The following is a 26656-nucleotide window of genomic DNA, read 5'->3' as shown; positions in this document are numbered from 1 at the left end:
CCAGACTTCGGGAATTCCATGGCAGACTCCACAATGTCCCAGACAGCCCGCGTCAGTCCTGGCGCGCCGGAGATCAGCCGCCTTCGGCTGCCACTGCATTGGTTAGGCGTAACTCCGTTCTTCGTTTTCGCGCTGGTCTTTCTGATCTTGCCCACTGTAGGGCTGATCGCGGGCGCGTTCAAAAATGCAGCCGGCGACTATACGTTCGACAACATCATAGCGTTGTCGCAACCCAAGCTCGCCGCAGCCTATTGGGTATCCATTCAGATCAGCTTTGTCTCTGCGGTCCTTGGTGCCTTGATCGGTCTGGCCATGGCGGTGGCAGTGGTTCGCGGAGGCTTGCCGCCGTGGTTACGCTCGGCAACCTTGACCTTCTCGGGCGTCGCCTCGAATTTCGCGGGCGTACCGCTGGCATTCTCGTTCATTGCAACGCTAGGTCGGCTCGGAGTGGCGACGATCCTGTTGCGTGACGTTTTCGGCATCAACATCTATTCGCTCGGCTTCAGTATCTTTTCGTTTTGGGGCCTGATTCTCACCTATCTCTATTTCCAGATTCCATTGATGATCGTCATCATCACGCCGGCGGTCGATGGGTTGAAGAAGGAATGGGGCGAAGCTGCCGCCACGCTCGGGGCAACCAATTGGCAATATTGGCGCATGGTGGTCATTCCGGTGTTATGGCCGAGCTTTCTCGGTACGACGGTCCTCCTCTTTGCCAATGCCTTCGGGGCGGTCGCAACGGCCTATGCACTAACGGGGCCGTCACTAAACATCGTGCCAATCCAGCTGTTCGCGCAGATTCGTGGCGACGTGCTGTACAATCCGAATCTAGGCTACGCGCTTGCGTTCGGCATGATCGTCATCACCGGCCTGGCCAACCTATTCTATATCTTGTTCCAACGGCGAGCCGAACGGTGGCTGAAATGAAGCAAGGCAGCCGCTTTTGGGCCTGGCTCGTTTTTGGCGTGGGAACCACTTATTTTGTCCTGCCGCTTTTGGCGACCTTTGAATTCTCTTTGCGTAAGCGGCGAGGGGAATACTCCTTTGACGCCTACCGCTCAGTCTTCGGAGATCCGAATTTCCAGACGACATTCACCTATTCCGTCGTTGTGGCGATCTTCACCATCCTTTTGGGCGTGCTGCTCGTTGTCCCGACGGCTTACTGGATACGGCTGCGGCTACCGAATCTGCGGCCGGTCATAGAGTTCATAACGCTGCTGCCGCTGGTTATCCCCGCTATCGTCATCGTCTTCGGCTACATCAGAATGTTCGGTTCGAATTCAACGCTGCCCTTTCTGGCGACAGCGCGCGGCACCGATGCTCTGCTGGTCATCGGCTATGCAGTGCTGGCGCTGCCTTATATGTACCGGGCGGTCGATACCGGTCTCAGGACCATCGACGTCAGAACGCTCACCGAAGCCGCGCAAATCCTCGGCGCCGGCTGGACCACCATCATCGCCCGCATCATCCTGCCGAACGTACTGATCGCTGTCTTATCCGGCGCGTTCCTGAGTTTTGCCATCGTCATCGGCGAGTTCACCATGGCCTCGCTGTTGAATCGCCCAGCCTTTGGCCCCTATCTGCAGAACATCGGCGCCAACAGTGCCTATGAGCCGTCGGCACTGGCGCTCATTTCGTTCGCCATCACCTGGGGCTGCATGTCGCTGATCCAGATCCTGTCGCGTTTTGCGCCGCGATCGGCGAACCGGCCAAACTGATCGAAAAGTACTGACCGAAAGAAAAGCCATGGCCGAGCCATTCCTCTCCATCCAGCAGGTGCGAAAAGCCTTCGGCGCCACCACCGTCGTGCAGGACTTCAATCTCGACGTCGAGCCGGGCGAATTTGTCTCCTTCCTCGGGCCATCGGGTTGCGGCAAGACGACGGTGCTGCGCATGGTCGCCGGCTTCGAGGAGCCGAGCGCCGGCAAGATCGTGGTGGCCGGCAAGGACATCACCCGGCTCAAGCCCAACCAGCGCAATGTCGGCATGGTGTTCCAAGCCTATGCGCTGTTTCCGAACCTGACGGTGGCGCAGAACATCGGCTTCGGGCTGAAGGTCGCGGGCATGCCAAAGGCCGATGCCGACAGGCGCGTTGCCGAGATGCTCGAGCTCATCAAGCTGCCGCAGATGGGCGACCGCTATCCCTATCAGCTCTCCGGCGGCCAGCAGCAGCGTATCGCGCTGGCGCGGGCCATCGCGCCGAAGCCGAAGCTCCTGCTGCTCGACGAGCCGCTGTCGGCGCTCGACGCCAAGGTGCGCGTGTCGCTGCGCGAGGAAATCCGCTCGATCCAGAAGAAGCTCGGCATCACCACCGTCTTCGTCACCCACGACCAGGAAGAGGCGCTGTCGATCTCCGACCGCATCGCCGTCATGTATGGCGGCAAGGCCGAGCAGGTCGGCACGCCGTTCGAGATCTACAACCGGCCGGCGACCAAGTTCGTTGCCAATTTCGTCGGCACGCTGAACGTGCTCGAAGGCACCGTCACCGACGCGGCGTCGGGCAAGGTGCGCGTCAACGCGCAAGAGATCTCGCTGCAGGGAAAGCTCAACGGCTCCAAGTCCGGCGACACGCTGTCGCTGGCACTGCGGCCCGAGGCGATTTCGCTCGGTCGCCATCCCGGCCGTGACGCCAGTCTTTCGGGCGAGATCACCGAAGTGCATTTCCTCGGTTCGGTCATCCGAGTTCGCGTCGGCATCGGCGGCAGCACGGTATCGCTCGACACGTTCAACAGTCCGGCCACCCCGCCGCCCGCCGTCGGCGAAAAGGCCGAGATTTCCTTCTCGTCGGGCGACATGCTGGTGCTGCATTAGGGGAAAAGTGAATAGTGAATAGCAAGAAGGCACTTTACGCGCCGAAACGTCTCTGCCTGCAACCATTCACCATTCACCATTCACCATTCACCATTCACCATTCACATTAGCCAAAGCCGGTCGCCGTTTTTTTGCAGTGCCAATCGCCCGGCTTCACCGGTACGGTAGGGGATGGCGCTTTTCGAGCTGACCCTTATTCTTCTGCTGATCGCCGTCGCGCTGACGGCGCTGTCGCGGCGTCTCCAGGTTCCCTATCCTTCGTTGCTGGCGTTGGCGGGCGCCGGCATCGCATTCCTGCCGTTTGCGCCGACCATCGAGATCGATCCCGAACTGGCGCTCGCTTTGTTCATCGCGCCGGTGCTTCTCGATGCTGCCTACGACACGTCGCTGCGCGATCTCAATCGCTACAGACTGCCACTTGCCTTGCTGGCGCTTGGCGCCGTCGTTTTCACCACTGCTGCCGTGGCGCTTGTCGGATGGACAATGGCAGGCTTGCCGATCGCCGCGGCAATCGCCCTCGGCGCGATCGTGGCGCCGCCCGATGCCGTCGCAGCGTCGGCCGTGCTTGGACAGTTCAAGGTGCCGCATCGCGTCACCGCGATCCTGCAAGGAGAAAGCCTGCTCAACGATGCCACGGCACTCCTGATCTACCGCATGGCGGTTTCCGCTGCTGCCGGCTCCATCCTGCTGAGCAGCGCGGTTCCGATGATCTTGCTGTCGACGGTCGGCAGCCTTGCCGCTGGTTATGTGCTCGGCCGGCTGTCTCTCGTCACCCTCGGTCGCATCAGCGATCCGGCAAGTGGCACGGTGGTGCAATTTGCCGGGACTTTCGGCGTCTGGATCCTGGCCGACAAGATCGGGCTCTCCGCCATCATTACGATCGTCGTCTATGCCATGACCATCGCGCGCACCGCGCCGCGCCGCATGCCGGCCAGAAATCGCGTCAGCTCCTACTCGGTTTGGGAGACGGCTGTCTTCGTGCTGAACGTTCTGGCCTTTGTCCTGATGGGACTTCAGGCACGATTGATCGTCGGCCGGCTGGCCGAGCAGGGGCAGGTCGAAGCGTTCGTCTTCGCCGCAGCCGTGCTGGCTGTCGTCATCGTCTCGCGCCTTGTCTGGGTTCTGGGATGCGGCGCGATCATCAGGTGGCTTGCCGCCTTCGGTGACGCGGAACGGCAGGCTGAAGCCCCGTCGTTCCGCGGCGGCGTGCTGATCGGCTGGTGTGGCATGCGTGGTCTGGTCACCCTTGCGGCAGCGTTTGCCTTGCCGGCCGACTTTCCGGGGCGCGACCCGATCGTGCTCGCCGCCTTCTCGGTCGTTCTCGGCACATTGGTGCTGCAAGGCATGAGCCTGAAGCCGCTGCTGCGCTTGCTGCGTCTCGATCCGGACGAAACTGTCGACCGCGAGGTCGCGCAGGCACGCGTCGCCATTATGCAGGCAGCGCTGGACGTGTTGAGCGGCAAGACATCGAATGCCGCGGCCGTGGTCCGCGAGCAATTTACCGCGCAGCGTACGATCGCTGAAAACCCGGAGGACGCCCAGGCAGCGACCGAGTACGACAGATTGCGTCTCTATGCGATAAAGAGCCAGCGTGACGCGCTGGAACAGCTGCGTATCGACGGCACGATCGGCGATGAAGCGTATCATCGCCTGGAGGAGGAAATCGACTGGTCGGAATTGGCCGCCTCTCCGCCGGGACGATTCCAGCCGCTGACGACTTAGCTGCGCGCTGTCTGGCCCAAGCTCTCTCCATCCGGCTGCACATTGCAACCATTTCGCCAAACCGCTACTGCCATCACGAAATTGAGCCGGTTAAGCAATGAAGCTGGTCAGCTACAACATCCAGTACGGTTTCGGCAGCGACGGCCGCTACGATCTCGCGCGCTCCGCCGAGGTTGTCGCTGGCGCAGACATCATCGCGTTGCAGGAAGTGGAACGGCACTGGCTGCGCAGCAACGAAGATGACCAGCCGGAAATCCTTTCCCGGCTACTGCCGGAATACCATTGGGTTTATGGCCCGGCCTTTGACATGGACGCCAGCGAGCGACATGACGGTCGCATCGTCAACCGGCGGCGGCAATTCGGCACTATGATCCTGTCCAAGCTGCCGATCGTCTGGTCGCGCCTGCACACGTTGCCACTGCGCCGCACGGTGCGTCCCCTCAACACCCGCAACGCGGCGCTTGAATGCATGATCCGCACCCCTGCCGGTCCGGTGCGGGTGCTGTCGCTGCATCTCGCGCATATCGCCGTCGAAGAGCGGCTGGAGCAGATCGATTACCTGCTCGCCGAGCATCGCCGTGCACCGTCCGACGGCGGCCCGTGGAGCGGCGCCGATGACGAACCCGAGCGCAATTGGAGCAATGGCGAGCCGGAGCCGGAAAACCCGCTGGCGGCGATCTGGATGGGCGATTTCAACATGGAGCCGGGCAGCGCCGAGTGCCGGCGCATAGTCGGCAGCACGCCGTACCATCGCGGTGCTGCCTATCTCGACGGTTTTGTCGATGCCGCCGCTGTCGCCAGCGAACCGACGGCGGATTTCCATACCCATGTGAAGACCATCGACGGCAGGCTGGCAAAGCGCCGGCTCGACCATTGCTTCGTCGGCGGGATGTTGGCGGGCCGCGTGCGGTCGGTCAGTGCCGATATCGACGAAATCGCCTCGGACCATTTTCCGCTGCGGGTCGACATCGACCTGGAAACGCCGTTCACAACGGGGGCCGGAGGCGGGATGACCCGCCGATGAGCTTGTTCGTCTTCTTCGCGGTGCTTGCCGCCGCCGCCATGCACGCGATCTGGAACGCGCTGGTCAAGGTCCATCTCGACCGCTTCCTGTCGATCACGCTGATGACGCTCGGCATGGGCGCCGTTGCGCTTCTGGCTCTGCCATTTGTCGAGGTGCCGAAGTCGGAAGTGTGGCCCTATATCATCGCCTCGGTGGTCTTCCACATGGGTTACAGATCGTTTCTGATCGGCGCCTATAAGGCCGGTGATTTCGCGCAAACCTATCCGCTGGCGCGCGGCACCGCACCGCTGCTTGCAGCACTTGGCGGCATGGTGGTTGTCGCTGAAGTTCCGACACCGCTGGCCATCATCGGGATCGTTCTTTTGTCGGCCGGGACGCTGGTGCTGTCGTTTCGCGGCGGCGCGCATCTGGAAAGGCTGAACCCGCGTGCCGTCGGCTTTGCGCTGGGTACATCAATCTTCATCGCCAGCTATACGCTTTCAGACGGCAGCGGCGCGCGGCTGGCCGCAACTGCATCGAGCTATGCGGCATGGCTGTTCGTCTGTGATGCGGCATGGGCGCTGGTGCTGTGCCTGATCTTTCGCGGACCAAAGGCGCTGCCGGTGCTGGCGCGCGACTGGAAGGCGGGCGTGTACACCGGCGTGCTCAGCGGCGCCGCCTACTGGATCGTGATGTGGGCGATGACCAAGGCGCCGATCGCCTCGGTCGCGGCGCTGCGCGAAACCTCGATCCTGTTCGCCATGATGATTTCGGTGTTTGCGCTCGGCGAGCAGATGACGGGATGGCGCGGTGCCGCCGTGCTCAGCATTGTTGCCGGGGTGGTCGCGCTGAGGCTCGGGTAAGCTAAGCGCTTATATCCAGATCGAACACCATCAGGCATCCGTGCCGCCTTCAAGCGCCGCGACCAGCCGGGCGCCGGCTCGGCTGTGAGCCTCATGCATCAGATAGGCGTCGCGTGCTGCGGCATCGCGGAAGTCGATGGTGCCGTGCGTGAAGCCGCGCGCGAACGGTTCTGGGCTGGTGTTGGCGCTGAATTCGACCTTGCCCATGCCGTCGATCGGCCGTCGCAATGCTTCGAGAGCGGCATGGATTGCCGCTCGCTCGTCGTCGGTGACGTCATTGCGGAATCGAGCGAAGACACAGTGACTGTCATTCTTGGGATCTCATGCCGCTTGGTTGGTGGAAAACACGGCCGGCGGCAGCGGTTCGCGGCCAAGGATCAGATCGGCGCCTTTTTCGCCGACCATGATCGTCGGTGCATTGGTGTTGGAGGAGGGGATGCGCGGCATCACCGAGGCGTCGCAGACGCGCAGACCCGCGATGCCGCGCAGCCTGAGGTCGGGCGTTACCACGCTCATCGCGTCATGGCCCATGCGGCAGGTGCCGACAGGGTGGTGGTCGGTCTTGGAACTGCGGCAGGCATAGTCGAACAGCTCGTCGTCGCTGGTGAGTGTCCGTCCCGGCAGCACCTCGCGCAGCACGTAAGGGGCAAGCGCCTTCTGCCGCATGATCTCGCGCGCCAGCCTGAGCCCCTTGATCGACATGTCGCGATCGTGGGGATCAGCCCAGTAATTCGGATCGATCAGCGGGCTGTCGGCCGGGTCGGCACTGTTCAGCCGTACCGTGCCGCGTGAACGCGGGCGCAGGAAGGCCGAGTTCAGCGTCACGCCCGGATTTTTCAGTTTCTCGACGCCGGCCTCGATGCCGGAGCCGAGGCCGAGATGGAGCTGGATATCGGGCGAGGCGGCGGTCGGATCGGCGTACCAGAAGCCGCCGGTCTCGAACAGGCTGGAGGCAACCGGTCCCTTCTTGAGCAGCAGATACTGCAGGCCGGCCCACACCGTCCGGTGCAGCTTGGCGTAGTTGTCGTAGGTGTGGTCGCCGGTGCATTCGGCAATGACGAACAGGTCGAGATGGTCCTGCAGGTTGGAACCGACACCGGGCAGGTCGTGGACCGGCGTCACGCCGACCGACTTCAGTTGGTCGGCCGGGCCGATGCCCGACTGCATCAGCAGCTTCGGCGAGCCGATGGCGCCGGACGAGACGATCACTTCGCGCTCGGCGCGCAGGATCGTCGGCTGACCGCCCGGCCTGTCGATGATCTCGACCCCGACGGCGCGGCCTTTGTCGATGACGATGCGCGTCACCAGCACATTGGTCCTGACGGTCAGGTTCTTGCGCTCGCGGATCGGCCTGAGATAGGCAACCGAGGCGGAGGAGCGCCTCGCGTCCTTCTGCGTCAATTGATAGTAGCCGACGCCTTCTTGGGCTACCCCGTTGAAGTCCGGATTGAACGGAATGCCTATCTCCTGTCCGGCGCGGAAATAGGCTTCGCAGATCGGCAGCGGCGCAATCGGGTTCGAGACGCCGAGCGGGCCCTGATCGCCGTGAAAATCGTTGGCGTAGCGCTGGTTGTTCTCGGCCCGCTTGAAATAGGGCAGCACGTCGCGATAGCCCCAGCCGACAAGGCCGTCTTCCTTCTCCCAGGCGTCGTAATCGCGGGCATTGCCGCGCGTGTAGATCTGAGCGTTGATAGAGGAGCCGCCGCCGATCACCTTGGCCTGCGTGTATCGAAAGACGCGGTTCTTCATGTGCCTCTGCGGCACGGTCGACCAGCCCCAGGCGGCAATGCCCTTGGTCATCTTGGCGAAGCCGGCCGGCATATGGATCAGCGGATGCCAGTCCTTGCCGCCGGCCTCGAGCAGCAGCACCTGATGCGAGGGATCTTCGCTCAGCCGGTTGGCGAGGACGCAACCGGCCGGGCCGGCGCCGGCGATGATGTAGTCGGTCATGGCGTCACCTGTTCACAGCCTCGGCACCGACAGTGCGCCGTCGACATTGATGATCGAGCCGGTCGAAAAGCCGAGCTTGGCGCCGGCGAGTGCCGCCACCGCGGCGCCGACATCGGCGGCTTCGCCCCAGCGCTTCGCCGGCACCAGCCCGCCGTCGATCAACGCGTCGTATTTTGCGGTTACGCCTGATGTCATGTCTGTGCGGATAATGCCCGGCCGCACCTCGAACACACCGATATTTTCGGCGGCGAGCCGCAGCGCGAGGGTCTTTACCCACATCGAAAGCCCAGCTTTGGAGATGCAATAGTCGGCACGTTCGGGCGAGGCCATTTCGGCGCTGACCGAGGTGATGGTGATGATCGATCGGGGGTAATCACCCGGCGTTGCAAGCATCGCCCTGGCAACGGCCTGGCTGAGGAAGACGGTGCCGCGCAGATTGATGCTGAGGATCCGGTCGAAATTGTCCGGTCTCAGTTCCAGCAGGTCGCCGCGCACGACCGCGCTGATGCCGGCATTGTTGATCAGGCAATCGATGCGACCGAAGGCGCTTGTCGCGGCATCGATCAGCGCTGCATGGCTGTCGAGATCGGCGATGTCGCCGCAATGATAGGCGAATTTCGCGCCGTGGGCGGTGATGTCAGCGGCAAGTCCGTCGGCGGCTTTTTCGGCAAGGTCCACGACAAAGAGGTCGAAGCCCGCATCGGCCAGCGCCGCGGCGCAAGCGAGGCCGATGCCGCGTGCGCCGCCGGTGACGATGGCTGCCGGGCGGGTCATGCGACAAGCTCCGTCTTGCGGATGTGGTCGGCGACGCGCAGTGCTTGTGCTGCGATCGACAGCGCCGGATTGACCGCCGCCGAGTTCGGCAGGAAGCTAGCGTCGACGACAAACAGGTTCCGGTGGTCGAACGAGCGGCAGAACGGGTCGAGCGGCGAGGTCGCCGGATCGTCGCCCATCTTGACCGTTCCGCACTGATGCGACGGCGTGCGCTTGTCGAAAGGCCGCGACAGGACGATCGGATAGCCGCAGGCACGGAAATTCTCGCGCATCACCTTGGTCAGCCCGTCGAGCGACTGCATGTTGGAGCGCCGCCACTGCATGACGATATCCTTGCCGTCGACCATGATGCGGCTTTCGGGATCGGGCAGGTCCTCGCACATCAGGTACCAGTCGACGGCGTGGCCGGCCATGAAGTCCAGCGCGAATTTGGGTGCAAGCCTGACGTTGGCCCTCAGGATATGGCCGTCGATCTTGCCGAGAAGCTGGACGTTGCCGAGCGGCTTGCCGCCTTTGCCGTCGGACAGATAGTAGTCGTTGAGCATCAGCGTCTTCTGGTAGACGGATGTGTTCCTGCGGCGCGGGTCGATCGCCAGCATAGCGCTCGAATTGTGGTTCATGAAGTTGCGGCCGACCTGGTCGGAACGGTTGGCGAGGCCCTTGCCGTCAGGAGAGGGCGAGCGCAGCAGGATGACCGCCGAATTGACCGCGCCGGCCGAGAGAATCACCAGTTTCGGCGTCACTTTCTTCAGCGTGCCATTCTGGCGATAGTGAACGGCGGCGATCGTTCTGGCATCCGATGACGCTTCGAGATATTCGACATGGGCACCGGTCTCGAGCTCGACGTTCCGGTCGGCAAGTGCCGCCGCCAGCGGCCCCGTTTGGGCGTCGACCTTGCCGGCTCCGGTGTTGGGAAATGCGTCCCAGCCTGTCTTGCCGTCCTTTAGCCAGGCATCGATGTCGACGCCGAGCGGCAGCGATGCCGGGTGCAGGCCGAGGCCCTTGAGTTCGGCTCGGGCGCGGGCGATGGGCGGCTCGTCCGGCACCGGCCCGAAGGCATAGGGGATTGAGTGGAACGGCTCGGTCGGGTCTTCGCCGAGTGCGCCGCGCACGCGAAAAAGCTGCTCGGCTTTGGAGTACCATGGCTCGAACTCCTCATAGGAGAACGGCCAGGCTGGTGAGACGCCGCCATAGTGCTCCATGGCGGAAAAATCTTGCCTGCGGTAGCGGATCAGCACCGCGCCATAGAATTTCGAATTGCCGCCGACATAGTAGTAGTTGCCGGGATTGAACGCAGCACCCCCGGCCTCGCGCCACATTTCCTTTGGCCGGTAGTGACCGTCGACGAAAATGGCGCGTGTGTCGCGCGTGTGCGGCGTCGTCGGCAGCTTCTCGCCGCGCTCCAGCATCAGGATCGAGGCGCCGCTGCCGGCAAGGCCGGAGGCGATCGTGGCGCCGCCGATGCCGGAGCCGATGATGACGATGTCCGGGTTTGTCATGGCCTAGACGATGCGGTTCTCGGTCGCCGGATCGAAGAACACCGCCTTGGTCAGATTGAAGGCGAGCGGCGTGACCGTGCCCGGCTGGATGTTGGCGTCGGCGCGTAGACGCGCCACCACAGCTTTGCCTCCCAGGTTGGTGACGGCGAAAGTGTCGGAGCCGGCCGGTTCCACGACCTCGATGTGACAGTCGGCGGTGGCGATGTTCGATGCGTTGCGTTCGGCCCCTTCGGGATCGGTCAGGGCCTCGGGGCGGACGCCGAAGATGATCGGTTTGCTGTGGAATGCCGACAGACCCGTCGGCGCATCGGCCAGCCGCAGCGAGATCGGCTCGCGCGCCTCGCGCTGGAGCACCACGGAAAGCGCATTGCCATTGCCGTCGATCGTCGCCGGGATCAGGTTCATCGCCGGCGAGCCCATGAAGTCGGCGACGAACAGGTTCGTCGGGTTGTTGTAGATTTCGGCAGGCGTGCCGAACTGCTGCACCTCGCCGTCGCGCATCACAGCGATCTTGGTGGCCAGCGTCATCGCCTCGATCTGGTCATGGGTGACGTAGACGATCGTGGTGCCGGTGGTCGCGTGCAGGCGCTTGATCTCGATGCGCATGTCGACACGCAGCTTGGCGTCGAGATTGGAGAGCGGCTCGTCGAAGAGAAAGAGCTTGGGGTCGCGCACCAGCGCCCGGCCCATGGCTACGCGCTGGCGCTGGCCGCCGGAAAGCTGGCTCGGCTTGCGCTGCAAGAGGTGGCCGATCTGCAGCACTTTCGCCACCTTGTCGATCGCCTTCTGGCGCTCCTGAGCCGGAACGCCGCGCATTTCCATGCCGAAGGCAATGTTTCCCGCGACCGTCATGTTTGGATAGAGCGCGTAGCTCTGGAACACCATGGCGATGTCGCGCTTCGAGGGGTGGAGATCGTTGATCGTCCGTCCGTCGACACGGATTTCGCCTTCGGTGATGGTTTCCAGGCCGGCGATGGTGTTGAGCAAGGTCGACTTGCCGCAGCCGGACGGGCCGACCAGCACGAGGAAGCCGCCCTTTTCGAGATCGAGGTCGATGCCCTTCAGGATCTCGACCGATCCGAACCGCTTCCTCAGCCCATCAATTTCGAGAAAAGCCATGCGATTATCCTTTGACGGCGCCGGCCATCAGGCCGCGCACGAAATAGCGGCCAGCGACCACGTAGACGAGAAGGGTCGGCAGTGCGGCGATCATCGCCGCTGCCATGTTGACGTTGTATTCGACGACACCGGTCGAGGTATTGACGACGTTGTTCAGCGCCACGGTCATCGGCATCGCGTCACCGGTGCCGGCATAGGCCGAGGCGAACAGGAAGTCGTTCCAGATGTTGGTGAACTGGTAGATGACGGTGACGACGAAGATCGGCATCGAATTCGGCAGCATGATGCGCCGGAAAATCTGGAAGAAGCTGGCGCCGTCGACCTGTGCCGCCTTGACCAGTTCGGTCGGGAAGGCCTCGTAATAGTTGCGGAAGAACAAGGTGGTGAAGCCGAGCCCATAGACGACGTGGACAAAGACCAGGTTGACCGTCGGATTGCCCAAGCCGAATGAAAATCCCGTTGCGTTTCGCAGCGTCACGCCGAAACGGCCGAGGCTGCCGAGGATCGTCGCCATCGGCAACAGCACCGACTGGAACGGGATGAAGCAGGCAAACAGCATCAGCCCGAAAACCACCGTGTGGCCGCGGAAGCGCCATTTGGTCAGGACATAGCCGTTGATCGCGCCGAGCAATGTCGAGATCAGCACCGCCGGAACCACCATCTTGATGGAGTTCCAGAAATAGCCCTTGATGCCGGCGCAGGTCAGGCCGACGCAGGTCTCGCCCCACGCCTTAAGCCATGGTTCGAAGGTCGGCGCCTGCGGCAGCGCCAGCATGTTGCCGTTCTGGATCTCGTCCATCGTCTTGAACGAAGTCACCAGCATGACGAACAGCGGCATCAGGTAGAACAGTGCGAACAGCGCCAGCAGGCCGTAGACGACGATGCGGTTGACGGTCCTGGCGCTGATGCCGCCAGTGCTCTGGCGAGCGGGCGTGGCAATGACGCTCATCGCGGCCGCTCCCTGAGCTCGGAATAGAGGTAGGGCACGATGATCGCGGTGATGGTCATCAGCATGATTACGGCGCTGGCCGAGCCGACGGCCATTTCGTTGCGCTTGAAGGTGTACTCATACATGAAATTCGAAGGCAGCCAGGCCGAGCCGCCCGGCCCGCCGCTGGTCAGCGCTACGACCAGATCGTAGGACTTGATGGCGAGGTGGGCGAGCACGATGAAGGCCGAGAGGAACACCGGCCGCAGCAGCGGGATGACGATCCGGCGATAGAGCTGGAAAGTGGTGGCGCCGTCGATCTGCGCCGCCTTCATGATCTCGCCGTCGATGCCGCGCAGGCCGGCGAGGAACATTGCCATGATGAAGCCGGACGCCTGCCAGACGCCGGCGATCACCACGGTGTAGATGACGAAATCCTTGTTCTTGATCCAGTCGAAATGGAAGCTCGTCCAGCCCCACTGGTGCAGCGTCTGCTCGAGGCCGAGGCCGGGATCGAGGAACCATTTCCAGGCGACGCCGGTGACGATGAAGGATAGCGCCATCGGGTAGAGGTAGATCGGCCGCAACATGCCTTCGCCGCGGATCTTCTGGTCGAGCAGGATGGCCAGGAAAAGGCCGAGCGCCAGGCAGATGAAGATGTAGAGAAAGCCGAAAATGCCCATATTGGTGATCGACGTGTACCAGCTCGACGGCGGGTCGCTCTCGAAAGTCCAGCGCCACAGCCGCTGATAGGCGCGCGGCCCTGATATGGCATAGGACGGGAAGGTCTTGGAGTTGGTGAAGGACAGATAGACCGTCCACAGGATGAAGCCGTAGACGAAGACGATGGTGATCGCAAAGCTTGGCGCCAGTACGATCTTCGGCAGGGCGTCCTGCAGGCGCGAACGCACCGAGGCGCGCGGGCGCGCATTATGCTCAGGCGTCAGCTTGATCTGGGTCGCGACCGTTGTCATGGGCTCCTCCCTCTCGGGGTCCCTTCACCGCCAGGCGGGGAAGGATAGCCCCGTCGAGACGGGGCGTGTTGGTTGATCGCCGGCGCCATTCCGACCAGAGGCCGACCATCCTGGCTTGGTGGAACCTCCCCACCGGAGCGGGGAAGGTCCTTTCATGCCGGTTCTTATTTGGCGTCTTCGATTGCGTTAACCAGCTGGGTCACGGCCTCGTCCGAGGTCTTGATCTGGCCGTGGACGAATTTCGAGACGACGTCCTTATAGGCATTGGCGACGGCCGGCGGCGCGCCATAGCCTTGCGCCAGCGAACCGAACAGCGTGCCGCCTTCGTTGGCGGCCTTCAGGTCGGCCATGCCCTTCTTGCCGCAAGCGTCGAAGTCGGTGTCGGGCACGTCGGTGCGGGCCGGGACGGAGCCCTTGACGACGTTGAAAGCCGACTGGAAGCTCTTCGACAAAGTGGCGGTGGCTAACGCAACCTGGGCGGCCTTGCGGTCCTCCGGAACGTCGAACATGCCGAACATGTCGGAGTTGTAGACCACGCTGCCGTCGGTGCCCGGGAAGCGGTAACACAGGAAGTCGGTGCCCGGGGTCTTCCTGGCGGCGTTGAATTCGCCCTTGGCCCAGTCGCCCATGACCTGCACCAGCGCATCGCCCTTGATGACCATGGCGGTGGCAAGGTTCCAGTCGCGGCCGGAGAAGTTCGGGTCGACATAGGTGACGAGCTTGGCAAGGTGGTCGAACGACTTCTTCATCGTGTCGGACTTGAGCTGCTCCTCGTCGAGGTCGTTGAAGGCCTTCTTGTAGAACTCAGGTCCGCCGGTCGACAGCACGACCGAATCGAACATGGTGGCTTCCTGCCAGTTCTGGCCGCCGAGCGCGAGCGGGATGACGCCCGCCGCCTTGGCCTTGTCGAGCAGCGCGATGAATTCGTCGAAGGTCTTGGGCTCGGTGCCGCCGATCTTGTCCATCACCGCCTTGTTGATCCACAGCCAGTTGACGGAGTGGACGTTGACCGGAGCCGCGACCCACTTGCCGTCATAGACCGAGAATTTCTGCAGGGCGGCCGGAACGGATTTGTCCCAGCCTTCCTTTACCGCCGTCTCGGTCAGGTCGCCCATCACGCCGGCCGCGGCATAATCGAGCACGGTATAGCCGAGCATCTGGGAGGCGGTCGGGTAGTTGCCAGCCGCGACCATCGCCTTCAGCGCGGTCATGGCGGCGTCGCCGCCGCCGCCGGCCACGGGCACGTCCTTCCAGGCAAAACCTTGCTTGGCCAGATCCTCCTTGAGCACGTTCAAAGCAGCCGCTTCGCCGCCAGACGTCCACCAATGCAGCATCTCGACTTCCTTGACGTCCTGAGCGTGAGCCGCGAACGCAAGACCCGAGCCGAGAGCCGTTCCGATAAGCAATTTGCGCAACATGTACTTCCTCCCTTGTTGCAGCTACACGACCGGCGGTTGTCCGCCGGGTTCTTCCCAACTCAGCCGACCCACCATCCGGTGCGCTGGCCGCGATGAAACTGGATCGTCTTTTCCTCGGTATAGTCCTCGACGGCGCGCTTGCCGAGTTCGCGTCCGAGACCGGACTGCTTGTAGCCTCCGAAAGGCAGCTCGGGATAACCTTCCATGAACGTGTTCACCCAAACGGTTCCCGAACGCACATTCCGCGCCACCGACATGCAGGTGTCGATGCTGGCGCTCCACACACCCGCCGATAAACCATAGGGCGTGTTGTTGGCGATGCGCAACGCCCCTTCAATCGATTCAAACGTCAGTACCGAGAGCACCGGGCCGAACACTTCTTCACGTGCAATGGCCATGTCTTCGGTGACGCCGCGAAGGATGGTCGGGTCGAGATACTGACCGGCACTGGAGGCGATCTGCTTGCCGCCGCTGTAGACGCTGCTGCCGTCGTTTGCCGCCGCCGCCACATAGCCGGTCACCTTGGCCAGGTGCTCGGAAGAGATCATCGCGCCAACCTTGGTGCTGATATCGAGCGGATCGCCGACGGTGACCCTTGCGGTGAGCGCCTTCACTGCGCCGAGGAAGTCGTCGGCGATCGCCTCGTGGACGATCAGCCGGCTGCCGGCGTTGCAGCATTCGCCGGCGTTGAAAAAGCCGGCGAACACCGCCGCGTCGGCCGCCGCTTCGAGGTCGGCGTCTGGAAAGACGATCTGCCCGTTCTTGCCGCCGAGCTCCATCGAGACTTTCTTCAGAGAGTTCGCAGCCGACGCCATGGTCATCTTGCCGACCCGGGTGGAGCCGGTGAACGACACCATCTCGACCAGCTGATGGCTGACCATCGGCGCGCCGACATCGGCGCCCAGGCCAGCGAGGATGTTGACGACGCCATCCGGCAAGCCGGCCTGCATCAGGATGTCGCCGAGCACGAAGGTCGAGGCCGAGGTCATCTCGCTCGGCTTCACCACCGTCGTGCAGCCGGCGGCGAGCGCGAACGGCAATTTCTGGCTGACGATGAGGAACGGAAAATTCCACGGCGCGATGATCGAGACGACGCCGATCGGTTCGCGCAGCACGACGCCCAGCATGGCGTCGCCGAGATTGGCATAGCTTTCGCCATGGAGCGTGCGGGCAAGCGCTGCGGCATAGCGCCAGATGTCGACGGCGCCGCCGATCTCGCCGCGCGCCTGGGCGATCGGCTTGCCGGATTCCAGCGCGTCGAGCCGGGCAATCTCCTCGAGCCGCGCCTCGATCAGGTCCGCCGCCTTGAGCAGGATCGCGGCGCGCTCTGCTGCCTTCATGCGCGGCCACGGGCCGGTCTCAAAAGCCTTGTGCGCGGCGGTCACCGCCGCCTCGACTTCGGCCGCGCCGGCTTGTGCATAGCGCGAAACGGTGAAGCCGTGGCCGGGGCTGTTGCGCTCCAGTGTGCGGCCGTCGCGGGCATCGACGAACTTGCCGTCGATCAGCAGCCGGTAGGTCTTCGGTCCTGCGGATGCCTCGGCGGGCATGGCGATGGTGAGGGGCAAGTTCATGTGATTTCCAGGTTCCGCATGCTTTTTAGGATCTTGAAAACGCTGGTTTCTGCTTGGTCTTGAAAGCGTCGATGCCGGCCTTGAGGTCGCCGGTCAGCGCGATGAAGCCGCTGGCCAGCGCCTCTGTCGCGGCAGCACTTTCCTCGCCCTCGGCGACCGCGATCATCAGCTTGGCGGCCTCGGTTGCCAGCGGGCCGCGCTCGGCAATCTTGCCGGCCCAGCCCTGGGCCTGGGTGAATGCCTTGCCTGTGTCGACCACCCGGTCGACGATGCCCAGTGTTAGTGCTTCAGCCGCCATGAAAACTTCGCCGCCGATTGCCACGCGCCGCACCGTCTGCGCACCGAAACGGCGTACCGCGCGCTGCGTGCCGGACCAGCCGGGCACTACGCCGATTGAGGTTTCCGGAAAACCTAATTTCACCTGCGTCTCGGCGACGCGGAAGTCGCAGGCGACCGCCAATTCCAGCCCGCCGCCCAGCGCATGGCCGGACAGAACGGCGATGGTCGGCTGCCGCAGCCGCGCCAGCCGGTCGAAGACGCGGTGGCCGTAGCGCACCCATTGCACCTGGAAATCGGCGGCACTCATTTGCGACCACGCTTCGACATCGCCACCCGAACAAAAGCCCTTGCCTTCGCCGCACAGCAGCACGACGCGGACACCGTCCGCGGCCTCGGCCGCGTCAAGCGCGGCCTCCAGCGCGCGCAGCATCGGGATGTCGAGCGCATTGAATTTCTCCGGCCGGCGCAGTGTGACGATGCCGAGGTCGCCGTCGGTTTCAAAGGTGACGAGACGCTCAGCCATGCGCGCCTCCAAGGGAGGCGCCGCCATTGAGCGACAGTCCGATCGGCCGGTCACGATAGAGCGCGTCCGGTGTCACTATCAGGTCGTTGGCGACACCGAGCGGGATCTCGGCCTGCGCCAGCACGTCGCGCTGAAGGTCGATGCCGGGTGCCAGCTCAGTCACCATCAGCCCATCCGGCGTCAGCTTCATGACGCAGCGTTCGGTGACATAGGTGATGTCCTGCCCTTGCGCGACGGCGCGCTTGCCCGAGAAGGAGATATGCTCAACCTCGCCGACCACCTTCTTGACCTTGCCTTCCCCGTCGATGCGGATGCCGCCATCGGCCAGCGACAGCTTGGCCCCAGCAGTGAAGAAACCGGAAAACACGATCTTCTTCGCCCGCGCGGTGATATCGACGAAGCCGCCGGCGCCGGCGGTGACGTGCGGCCTCGCTGAAAGCTTCGACACGTTGACCGAGCCGTGGCGGTCGATCTGCAGGAAGGACAACAGCGACGCGTCGAAACCGCCGGCCTGGAAGTAGATGAACTGGTGTGGCGAAGGCATGAAGGCGTCGGCGTTCGACGAGCAGCCGAACTTGAAGTCGAGCAGCGGCACGCCACCGACCGCGCCCTGTTCGATCACCCAGGTGACCTTGCCGTGCTGGCCTTCCTCGAGAAGGATGCGCGGCACATTGGCCGAGATGCCGAAGCCGATGTTGACCGCCATGCCGTCGGCAAGCTCCATGGCGACGCGGCGGGCAATGACCTTCTGGACATTCATTTCGGCGTTGCGGAAGCTTGACAGCGGTCGGAAGATCTCGCCCGAGATGGCCGGGTCGTAGGGTGTCAGTGTCGTCTGCAACTGATCGGCCGCGACCACGATGTGGTCGACCAGCACACCGGGCACGCGCACGTCATGCGGTTTCAGCGTGCCGTTCTCGACGACGCGCTTGACCTGCGCGATGACAATGCCGCCGTTGTTACGGGCAGCGAGCGCCTGTTCCAGCCCGCCGAGATAGGCGCCCTCATGCTCATAGGTGAGGTTGCCGCGCTCATCGGCCGTCGTCGCCCGGATGATCGACACATCAGGCACAATCGAGCGGAAATAGAGCCATTCCTCGCCGTCGAACTGCTGCACCGAAACGATCGGCTCGCTCGCGGCCGCATTCATGGCGCAGCCCTGGTGACGCGGGTCGGCGAACGTGTCGAGGCCGACCTTGGTCAGCACGCCGGGGCGCTTGGCGGCGGCCTCGCGATGCATGTCGAACAATATGCCGGATGGCACGTTGTAGGCGGCGACCGAATTGTCGCCGATCATCTTCCAGATCTGCGGCGGCTCCGAAGATGACGGGCCGGAGGGATAGGAGCCGCACAGCGTCCGCCTCAACAGGCCGGGCTTGGCCAGATGGTCGATGCCCTTGATGCCGTACATGTCGCCGGCGGCAATCGGGTGCAGCGTCGTGATGTTCTTCGGATGGCCTTCTGCCTCGAAACGCTCGCCGATGGCGGCAAGGACCGCATCCGGGCAGCCGAGACCACTCGACGACGACACCGAAACGACCATGCCGTCCCTGATCAGGCTGGCGGCTTGCGCTGCGGAGACGAGCTTGCTCACCCTGCGCCCCCGAGTTTCGGATCGATCGCGGCTGATTTGCCGGACTTGGCGGATTGCAACGCCGCTTCGGCTGATGTCAGCGACCAGACGCCGTCCTCGCCGGTGGCCGACGGCTGGCCTTCGCCACGGATCGCCGCATGGAACTGGCGCAGGGAACGGACATAGAGATCTTCGCGGTCGAAGCTCAATTCCTCCTCGCCCTTTGCCGTGCGCAGCAGCACAGAGCCGATCGGCTTCTGGGTCATCACATCCTTCGCGATCAGGGAGCCTTCGCTGCCATGCACCTCGAAGCCGGTGCCGGCGAATTTGGTAGTGAAACCCTCATGCGATTGGGCGATGACGCCCGATTTGAAGCGCCAGATGCACATGGCGCCGTCCTCCAGGCCGCCGGCGGCCATGCCTGCGGCCTGGGTGAACGCCGAAACCTCGAGCGGATCGTCGCCGAGCACGAAGCGCAGCGTATCAGCGTCGTGCACGGTGATGTCGAGCACCACGCCGCCGCCGGCTTCCGGCCTGGTGATACGCCAGCCCTGCAGATTCTCAGGCAGATAGACCGAGTGGAAGACGCGCGCGGCAATCGGTCTGCCGATGCGGCCGGCGGCGATGGCTTCGCGCATCGCCCGGTGCGAGCCGGCATTGCGCAGATGGTGGTTGGTGCCGAGCACGATGCCGGCCGCTTTGGCGGCGGCGACCATTGCGCGCGCATCGGCGCTGGTCAGCGCCAACGGCTTTTCGCACAGCACATGTTTTCCCGCCCTGATGGCGGCTAGTGCCTGTTCGAGATGCAGTTCGTTGGTGGTCGAGATGTAGACGGCGTCGATGTCGGAGCCGAGCAATTCATCGAGCGTCGAGACGGCAAGCGGAATGCCGTTCTCCTTGGCATAGGAAGTGGCGCGCTCCGGGCTGGAACTCATCACCGCCGCGATCTCGCTGTTCGGTTGCGCGCGGATGGCGTTGATCATGAATTGCCTGGCGATCGTGCTTGCGCCGATCAGTCCCCATTTGACGGTCATGCCGCGTCTCCCATTCCAGCACGGCGATCAGGACCGCAACTGTCCCTGATGACAAGGTTGACGGCGCCGATATGATCCTCGGCGCGCGTGGTGCGCGACTGGATCATCTTGAGCATGACGTGGGCGGCGCGCTCGCCCAGGCCTGCCGAATCCACCGCGACGCTGGTCAGCGCCGGCATGTAATGCTGGGCTTCGATCACGTCGTCGAAGCCCACGACGGCGAAATCCGCGCCGGGCTCGAGGCCGCGCTTGCGCAGCGCCAGCATGACGCCGAAGGCGACCGCATCGTTGAAGCACAGCGCCGCAGTCGGCGGCTCGGCCATCGCGAGAGCTGTTTCCAGGCAGGCAATGCCGCCCTTGCGGCTGGTTTCGCCTTCGACGACCAGTGTATCGCGCTTGGCGATGCCGAGCGCCTCGCAGGCCTCACGAAATCCGCCCAGCCGCTCATGATAGACCACTAGGTCCGATGAGCCGCCGAAGAACGCCAGCCGGCGATGCCCTTTGCCGATCAGATGGGCGGTGGCGAGCCAGGCGCCGCGATGATTGTCGGGCGCGATCACCGGAATGCGGCTTTCAGGAAGGCGGCGCATAGTGAAGACGATCGGAAGGCCCGCCATTTCGATGCGGCGGAACGCACCGGGAGTCGTGCCGCGCGCCGGCGACACGATCAGCCCGGCGACACCTTGCTCCATCAGCGATTTCAGCAGTTCTTCCTGGCGCACCGGGTTCTCCGCCGTGTTGGCGATGAACGGCACGACGCCCGCCGACTGGAAGACACGCTCCATGCCGACCGCCATTTCGGCGAAAAACGGGTTGGTGAGATCGTTGATGACCATGCCGATGACGTTGGAATGGGCCTTGCGCAGATTGGCGGCACCGCGGTTGTAGACATAGCCGACATCCTCGATCGCCTTGCGGACCTTCAGCGCGGTCTCAGGCCGGATCAGATCGCTGCCCTGCAGCACGAGCGACACCGTCGACTTGGACACGCCCGCCTCGCGGGCAATGTCGAGTATCGTCGCCTTGGGCCTGCTGGCCATCCAGATCCGTCCTCCCGGTTTTTTCTGGTCAGATTATTGGAACGTTCTAATTCCGAGCTGGATTTGAGTCAATCAGGATTTTTCCCGAATTCAGAAAAGCGAGTTCTTAGGAGTTAAAGGCCACACTTTAAAGGTCTTTCTCGTTGCGTGCAGCATTTTGGCCTCGTGGACTGAGAAATCGTAGAAGGTTGATTTATTGGAACGTTCCATTTATAGGGGTGCGGTCAAGGGAGAGATCGATGGACATTGCCTTGCCCGAGGACGGCGGTCGCGGCACTCGCTACCGCCTTGTCGGCCAGCCGGCACAGCCGGTGATCGGCGCGCGGTTTTCCCGCATCGCCTATGCCGCCGCCCATGTCGTTGCCGACCCCCTCGCGATGACCGATCCGTGGTCTCATCCAGCGGTCGACTGGGAGCGCACGATGGCGTTCCGCCATCATCTGTGGCGGCTCGGCTTTCGTATCGCCGAGGCGATGGATACCGCACAGCGTGGCATGGGTTTCGACTGGACAAACGCCATGGAATTGATCCGCCGCTCGACCGCCGAGGCGCGAACCGTCGACGGCGCCGATCTCGCCTCGGGTGCCGGAACAGACCATCTGGCGCCAGGCACCGTCAGGACGCTCGACGATGTCATCGCGGCCTATGAAGAGCAGTTCGGTTTCATCGAAGGCCTGGGCGGCAAGGCGATCATGATGGCCAGCCGCGCGCTGGCAGCTGTCGCCAAGGGTCCCGACGATTATATCAGCGTCTATGACCGCATCCTGTCTCAGGCGTCCGGCACGGTCATCCTGCACTGGCTGGGCGACATGTTCGATCCGGCGCTGAAGGGTTATTGGGGCAGCCCTGATTTCGACACCGCGCTCGACACGGTGATCGCCGTCATCGAAAGCCACGCCGGCAGGGTCGAGGGGATCAAGATATCGCTGCTCGATGCCGGCAAAGAGGTTGCCCTGCGCAACCGGTTGCCTGAAGGGGTCGTCATGTTCACCGGCGACGATTTCAACTACCCTGAGCTGATCGCCGGCGATGGCGAAAGACATTCGCACGCGCTGCTCGGGATTTTCGACGCCATCGCGCCGGTCGCCAATGCCGCGCTGGCGAGGCTGGCCGACGGCGACCGCGCCGGCTATGACGCGCTGATGGCGCCGACGGTCCCTCTGTCGTGGAAAATCTTCGAGGCGCCGACCGAGTACTACAAGGCCGGTATCGTCTTTATGGCGTGGCTGAACGGCCACCAGGACCATTTTTCGATGGTCGGCGGCATGCAATCGGCGCGCGGCATTTGCCACTACGCCGATGTGTTCCGCCTTGCCGACCAGGCCGGGTTGCTGGCCGACCCGGAGCTTGCCGTCGCAAGAATGAAGAGCCTGTGCGCCGTGGCGGGTGTCTGACCGCCATACCACAAGAAGAGTTCGTCCAAGTCTCCGATTTGCCTTGTCCGGGCAAATCTGTATGCGGTATGCGTCCGAGGGCAGGACCATCCGGCGCGCCGACGCCCGTTGGTCACAGCAGCCGTTCTGCATAGGGATACGCCAATGGATTTCGACCTTCACGGCAAGCGCATTTTCGTGGCAGGGCATCGCGGCATGGTCGGCTCGGCCATCCTGCGCAGGCTGGCGGACGAGGACTGCGAGGTCCTGACCGCATCCCGCGATGAACTCGATCTCATGGATCAGGCCGGCGTTCGGCGCTGGATGGCTGGCCACAGGCCCGATGCGGTGGTGATGGCAGCGGCCAAGGTCGGCGGTATCCTGGCAAACAACAGGTTGCCGGTCGATTTTCTGCAGGACAATCTCATCATGCAGACCAATGTCATCGAGAGCGCCTTTCGCAACGAGGTGCAGAAATTACTGTTCCTCGGTTCGTCCTGCATCTATCCGAAATTTGCGGCGCAGCCGATCTCCGAGGACGCCTTGCTGACCGGTCCGCTGGAACCCACCAACGAATGGTATGCGATCGCCAAGATCGCCGGGCTGAAGCTGTGCCAGGCCTATCGGCGCCAATACGGTGTCGAGTACATCTCGGCGATGCCAACCAACCTCTATGGCCCCGGCGACAATTTCGACCTCTCCACCAGCCATGTCGTACCAGCCCTTATGCGCAAGGCGCACAAGGCCAAGCGCGCCGGCGACAAAACCCTGGAGGTCTGGGGATCTGGCACGCCGATGCGCGAGTTCCTGCATGTCGACGACGCCGCCGACGCTCTGGTCTGGCTGCTGAAAAACTATTCCGGCGACAGCCACGTCAATGTCGGCTCGGGCGAAGACATCACCATCGCCGAGCTGGCCCGCACCATGCTGTCCGTCGTCGGCGCCGAGGCGGTGCTCACATTCGATGCGACGAAGCCGGACGGCACACCGCGCAAGCTGATGGACGTGTCGCGCCTGTTTGCCACGGGCTGGCGTCCGCGATACTCGCTTCAGAGCGGATTGGAGGAGACCTATGCCTGGTTTCTCCGGCATATTGAGACGGGCGATCTCCGCCTCGGCGCGGCCTGATCTCAATCGACGCTGGTTGCTGCTACCAGGACATGACGGTTTGGGCGGTCTGTTGGCCATGGCCAATGCAAAATCGCTCGCCGAAGCATTGGCTGGGCTAAAAAATCAAGGCGTCCGAATTTTGGCATTCTCGAAAATGCGTCACACGCCGCCCAGCATAGAAACGCCCGCAAGACGAGGAAATCTACGGGGCACGAGAGACGGTGGATTGCCTGGATGGTGGGCGTGACAGGGATTGAACCTGTGACCCCTGCAATGTCAATGCAGTGCTCTCCCGCTGAGCTACACGCCCATCCGAAGCCGCGCATACACCATTTTTGCCACGGCGCGTCAATAGGAGGAAAAGGGAAAGAACGGTTCGCCTTGCCGCGCCGTTGGAGACGCGCCGAAAGCCGGCAGCGGAAAGCGCGTCAGGCCGCCTGCAGCATCTTTTCGACCTCGTTGACGAGGTCGCGCAGATGGAACGGCTTCGACAGCACCTTGGCGTCTTTCGGCGCCTTGGAATCCGGATTGAGCGCAACGGCGGCGAAGCCGGTGATAAACATGACCTTGAGGTCGGGATCGATCTCGGTGGCGCGGCGGGCGAGTTCTATGCCGTCCATCTCCGGCATGACGATATCGGTCAAGAGCAGCGAAAAAGGCTCTTCGCGCAGCCGCTCATAGGCGCTGGCGCCATTGTCGAAATCGCTGACCTGATAGCCGGCACGCTCCAGCGCCTTGACGAGGAACCGGCGCATGTCATCGTCGTCTTCCGCCAGTAGAATGCGTGCCATCTTATCCCGCTCGAATCACCCGCCCGAGACTGCCGTGGGCAGCCCGTTAACCATCCTGTATATGAGGAGGTGAGGGTAAACATCAAGTGAACGATAAAGGCCCGATCGGCCTTTAACAAAGCGGTCCGGACGCCGAAACGCTGGACATGCGGCCGGCGAGGTGGCACTTTTCCAATCATGATGCATTGGTGTTTCCGGATTCGTTCAAATTGAAAACGGCAGCCGAGGATTTTTCGGTCGTTCCCCCCTTCGAAATCCGGTCGGGCGCCGAACAGCGCGTCCCCTTCCTCTTCAACTCACCGCATAGCGGCCGTCACTATCCGGACCGGTTCCTGGCGATGGCAAGGCTGGATCGAAACGCCATCCGCCGCTCCGAAGATTGCTACGTCGACGAATTGTTCGGCGGCGCCGTCGCGCTCGGCGCGCCGATGCTGGCGGCAAACTTCCCGCGCGCCTATCTCGATGTCAACCGGGAGCCGTGGGAACTCGATCCGCGCATGTTCGCCGAACCCGTGCCGTCGTTCTGCAACATCCGCTCGGCGCGCGTAGCCGGCGGGCTTGGCACGGTGCCCAAGCTGGTGGGGGAGGGGCTCGAAATCTATGCCGGCCGCCTGCCGCTGGCGGAAGCCGTCGCGCGCATCGAGGCTGTCTACAAGCCTTATCACGAGACGCTAAAACGGCTTTTGACCAGGACCCATGCGCGGTTCGGCTTTGCCGTGCTGATCGATTGCCACTCGATGCCGGCGAGCATCAGGGTCGGCGACAGCGGTGTCAGACCCGACTTCATCGTCGGCGATCGTTTCGGCATCTCCGCCTCGGCAGCGTTGACCGAGACGGCGATCGGCCTGCTGATCGGCATGGGCTACACCGTCGCCCACAACAAACCCTATGCCGGAGGCTTCATCACCGAGCATTATGGCCGCCCCGTGCGCCATCTCCATGCACTGCAGATCGAGGTCAATCGCGGGCTTTACATGAACGAGCGGACGTTCCAGAAATCCGCCGGCTTCGATGCGCTCGCCGACGATCTGGCGCAATTCTCGGCCGACCTGATGGCGATGCCCGATCACGATTTTATCGATCTGCCGCTTGCCGCCGAATGATGCCAAAAATCGGAATCGATTTTTACATGGGAATTCTGGGCCAAATAACAGGTCTTGCGCCAGATAAAGGCATCGGTGTGCGGGTCGGAAAGGCGCGCGATGCGCTGGATGCCGCGCCGAAAAAAAGACCGCATCGTTTGCACGACACGGTCGAAGTCTAGGGAGGAAACGCCCAAGGAGGGCATGGACAGGAACGCCTGTCCGAGAACAAATCTATTGTGCGATGCACAAATGTCAAGCCGTCGACCGGCGTTTTAATTCACCGTTATGTTGAAACTGGATTCGAGGGGCGCTAGCGTTGCATTCGAGCAACAGTTGACGATGCGCAAAAGTTCCGCACGCCCTTGTTTTGGCGGAAAACCACAGGCAAACGACGGTTGCACGCTACAACGCGGGAGAATCAGTTGGACATCAGCATCGATTTCATGCGGCGCATTGCGCATGCCGCCGCAGCTGAAACCTTGCCGCGCTTCCGCAGCCAAGGCGCGGTCGCCAACAAGGAGCAAGGCAGCTTCGACCCGGTCACCGAGGCCGACCGCGAGGCCGAGCGGGTCATCCGGGCGCTTATATCAGCGGAATATCCCGATCACGGCATCCTCGGCGAGGAGCATGGCAGCGAGAACATATCCAGCAGGCATGTGTGGGTGATCGATCCGATCGACGGCACGCGCGCCTTCATTTCCGGCCTGCCGGTGTGGGGAACATTGGTCGGGCTGACGGTCGACGGCGATGCCGTCGCCGGCATGATGTCGCAGCCCTTCACCGGCGAGCTTTTCTACGCCAACGCTTCCGGTGCCCATTATGAAGGCCCGGGCGGGCCGCGAAGGCTGACGACGCGCAAGACGACAAGCCTTGCCGACGCGACGCTGTTCACCACCACGCCGGCACTGTTCAAGGGAGACGCGCGTCTGCGCTACGACCTGTTCGAGCGGCAGGTCCAGCTCGCCCGCTACGGCACCGACTGCTATGCCTTCGCCATGGTCGCGGCAGGAAGCGTCGACATCGTCGCCGATCCCGGTTTGAAACCCTACGATATCGTCGCGCTGATCCCGATCATCGAGAACGCCGGTGGCGTCGTCACCACCTTCGAAGGCGGACCGGCGGAAAGGGGTGGCGACATCCTGGCTGCGGCAACGCCGGAGCTTCATGCCGCCGCGATGGCGGCGCTGCGTGGCTGAGCGTGGAAAGCGTTCGGGCG

General features: G+C 63.1%; 25 protein-coding genes and 1 tRNA gene. 11 read left to right on the top strand and 15 right to left on the bottom strand.

Features of this window, described 5'->3' with window-relative positions:
* Positions 1 to 33: 33 nt before the first annotated feature.
* From CIT31_RS02080 to CIT31_RS02055, 6 genes are all read left to right on the top strand, one after another.
* A complete protein-coding gene (locus CIT31_RS02080; RefSeq protein WP_245316077.1) occupies positions 34 to 927 on the top strand; it encodes an ABC transporter permease in 894 nt (297 codons plus the stop codon).
* Complete coding sequence (locus CIT31_RS02075) at positions 924 to 1718, top strand: ABC transporter permease (RefSeq protein ID WP_095517253.1); 795 nt, start codon at positions 924 to 926, stop codon at positions 1716 to 1718. Before CIT31_RS02080 ends, CIT31_RS02075 begins: the two co-directional genes overlap by 4 nt.
* Positions 1719 to 1746: 28 nt before the next feature.
* Positions 1747 to 2811 (top strand): ABC transporter ATP-binding protein, encoded by a 1065-nt coding sequence (locus tag CIT31_RS02070; RefSeq protein ID WP_095517252.1) that lies wholly within the window; start codon positions 1747 to 1749, stop codon positions 2809 to 2811.
* Between the two features lie 171 nt (positions 2812 to 2982).
* The gene (locus tag CIT31_RS02065; RefSeq protein WP_095517251.1) at positions 2983 to 4533 is read left to right on the top strand and encodes a cation:proton antiporter; all 1551 of its coding nucleotides are present in this window, start codon (positions 2983 to 2985) and stop codon (positions 4531 to 4533) included.
* Positions 4534 to 4630: 97 nt separating this feature from the next.
* Positions 4631 to 5557, top strand: a complete 927-nt coding sequence (locus CIT31_RS02060; protein WP_095517250.1) for an endonuclease/exonuclease/phosphatase family protein — start codon at positions 4631 to 4633, stop codon at positions 5555 to 5557.
* Positions 5554 to 6399, top strand: a complete 846-nt coding sequence (locus CIT31_RS02055) for an EamA family transporter (protein WP_095517249.1) — start codon at positions 5554 to 5556, stop codon at positions 6397 to 6399. Before CIT31_RS02060 ends, CIT31_RS02055 begins: the two co-directional genes overlap by 4 nt.
* Positions 6400 to 6429: 30 nt before the next feature.
* On the opposite strand, the gene CIT31_RS02050 is transcribed toward CIT31_RS02055, so the two are convergent.
* From CIT31_RS02050 to CIT31_RS01990, 13 genes are all read right to left on the bottom strand, one after another.
* Complete coding sequence (locus CIT31_RS02050) at positions 6430 to 6648, bottom strand: Dabb family protein (protein ID WP_245316081.1); 219 nt, start codon at positions 6646 to 6648, stop codon at positions 6430 to 6432.
* Positions 6649 to 6720: 72 nt separating this feature from the next.
* Positions 6721 to 8349, bottom strand: a complete 1629-nt coding sequence (locus CIT31_RS02045; RefSeq protein WP_095517248.1) for a GMC family oxidoreductase — start codon at positions 8347 to 8349, stop codon at positions 6721 to 6723.
* A gap of 12 nt (positions 8350 to 8361) precedes the next feature.
* Positions 8362 to 9123, bottom strand: coding sequence for a 3-ketoacyl-ACP reductase (locus CIT31_RS02040; protein ID WP_095517247.1), 762 nt, complete (start codon positions 9121 to 9123; stop codon positions 8362 to 8364).
* Entirely contained in the window at positions 9120 to 10622 is a 1503-nt protein-coding gene (locus tag CIT31_RS02035) for a GMC oxidoreductase (protein WP_095517246.1), read from the bottom strand. The genes CIT31_RS02040 and CIT31_RS02035 overlap by 4 nt, the downstream gene beginning before the upstream one ends.
* Positions 10623 to 10625: 3 nt before the next feature.
* A complete protein-coding gene (locus CIT31_RS02030) occupies positions 10626 to 11741 on the bottom strand; it encodes an ABC transporter ATP-binding protein (RefSeq protein ID WP_095517245.1) in 1116 nt (371 codons plus the stop codon).
* A gap of 4 nt (positions 11742 to 11745) precedes the next feature.
* Positions 11746 to 12690 (bottom strand): carbohydrate ABC transporter permease, encoded by a 945-nt coding sequence (locus tag CIT31_RS02025; protein WP_095517244.1) that lies wholly within the window; start codon positions 12688 to 12690, stop codon positions 11746 to 11748.
* Positions 12687 to 13643, bottom strand: a complete 957-nt coding sequence (locus tag CIT31_RS02020; RefSeq protein WP_095517243.1) for a carbohydrate ABC transporter permease — start codon at positions 13641 to 13643, stop codon at positions 12687 to 12689. Before CIT31_RS02020 ends, CIT31_RS02025 begins: the two co-directional genes overlap by 4 nt.
* Before the next feature lie 164 nt (positions 13644 to 13807).
* The gene (locus CIT31_RS02015; RefSeq protein ID WP_095517242.1) at positions 13808 to 15061 is read right to left on the bottom strand and encodes an ABC transporter substrate-binding protein; all 1254 of its coding nucleotides are present in this window, start codon (positions 15059 to 15061) and stop codon (positions 13808 to 13810) included.
* Positions 15062 to 15120: 59 nt separating this feature from the next.
* Positions 15121 to 16632: an aldehyde dehydrogenase family protein gene (locus CIT31_RS02010; RefSeq protein WP_095517241.1), complete on the bottom strand. Its 1512-nt coding sequence runs from the start codon at positions 16630 to 16632 to the stop codon at positions 15121 to 15123.
* A gap of 25 nt (positions 16633 to 16657) precedes the next feature.
* On the bottom strand, positions 16658 to 17434 hold the full coding sequence (locus CIT31_RS02005; RefSeq protein WP_095517277.1) for an enoyl-CoA hydratase/isomerase family protein: 777 nt from the start codon (positions 17432 to 17434) through the stop codon (positions 16658 to 16660).
* Positions 17427 to 19028, bottom strand: coding sequence for an acyl CoA:acetate/3-ketoacid CoA transferase (locus CIT31_RS02000; protein ID WP_095517240.1), 1602 nt, complete (start codon positions 19026 to 19028; stop codon positions 17427 to 17429). Before CIT31_RS02000 ends, CIT31_RS02005 begins: the two co-directional genes overlap by 8 nt.
* Positions 19025 to 20041, bottom strand: a complete 1017-nt coding sequence (locus CIT31_RS01995; protein ID WP_095517239.1) for a Gfo/Idh/MocA family protein — start codon at positions 20039 to 20041, stop codon at positions 19025 to 19027. Before CIT31_RS01995 ends, CIT31_RS02000 begins: the two co-directional genes overlap by 4 nt.
* The gene (locus tag CIT31_RS01990; protein WP_095517238.1) at positions 20038 to 21081 is read right to left on the bottom strand and encodes a LacI family DNA-binding transcriptional regulator; all 1044 of its coding nucleotides are present in this window, start codon (positions 21079 to 21081) and stop codon (positions 20038 to 20040) included. The genes CIT31_RS01995 and CIT31_RS01990 overlap by 4 nt, the downstream gene beginning before the upstream one ends.
* Positions 21082 to 21320: 239 nt before the next feature.
* On the opposite strand from CIT31_RS01990, the gene CIT31_RS01985 reads away from it, so the two are divergent.
* Both CIT31_RS01985 and fcl read left to right on the top strand, forming a co-directional pair.
* On the top strand, positions 21321 to 22475 hold the full coding sequence (locus CIT31_RS01985; protein ID WP_095517237.1) for a dihydrodipicolinate synthase family protein: 1155 nt from the start codon (positions 21321 to 21323) through the stop codon (positions 22473 to 22475).
* A 144-nt stretch (positions 22476 to 22619) separates the two neighbouring features.
* Positions 22620 to 23582, top strand: a complete 963-nt coding sequence (fcl, locus tag CIT31_RS01980) for a GDP-L-fucose synthase (protein WP_095517236.1) — start codon at positions 22620 to 22622, stop codon at positions 23580 to 23582.
* A 217-nt stretch (positions 23583 to 23799) separates the two neighbouring features.
* Here fcl and CIT31_RS01975 read toward each other — a convergent pair.
* A tRNA-Val gene (locus CIT31_RS01975) sits at positions 23800 to 23874 on the bottom strand.
* Between the two features lie 118 nt (positions 23875 to 23992).
* Positions 23993 to 24355, bottom strand: coding sequence for a cell cycle two-component system response regulator CpdR (gene cpdR, locus CIT31_RS01970; RefSeq protein WP_006199474.1), 363 nt, complete (start codon positions 24353 to 24355; stop codon positions 23993 to 23995).
* 146 nt (positions 24356 to 24501) lie between these two features.
* Between cpdR and CIT31_RS01965 the strand changes: the two genes are divergently transcribed.
* The 3 genes from CIT31_RS01965 (at position 24502) to hisN (ending at position 26636) form a co-directional block, all read left to right on the top strand.
* Entirely contained in the window at positions 24502 to 25458 is a 957-nt protein-coding gene (locus CIT31_RS01965; RefSeq protein WP_065007600.1) for an N-formylglutamate amidohydrolase, read from the top strand.
* Between the two features lie 26 nt (positions 25459 to 25484).
* Positions 25485 to 25619: a hypothetical protein gene (locus CIT31_RS35655; protein ID WP_280950297.1), complete on the top strand. Its 135-nt coding sequence runs from the start codon at positions 25485 to 25487 to the stop codon at positions 25617 to 25619.
* A gap of 243 nt (positions 25620 to 25862) precedes the next feature.
* Positions 25863 to 26636: a histidinol-phosphatase gene (hisN, locus tag CIT31_RS01960; RefSeq protein WP_095517235.1), complete on the top strand. Its 774-nt coding sequence runs from the start codon at positions 25863 to 25865 to the stop codon at positions 26634 to 26636.
* Positions 26637 to 26656: the final 20 nt, after the last annotated feature.

The sequence above is a fragment of the Mesorhizobium wenxiniae genome, from assembly GCF_002284535.1.
Classification (GTDB): domain Bacteria; phylum Pseudomonadota; class Alphaproteobacteria; order Rhizobiales; family Rhizobiaceae; genus Mesorhizobium; species Mesorhizobium wenxiniae.
Note: the sequence above shows the minus strand (reverse complement) of the source record. Positions and strands in the feature narration are given on the sequence as shown.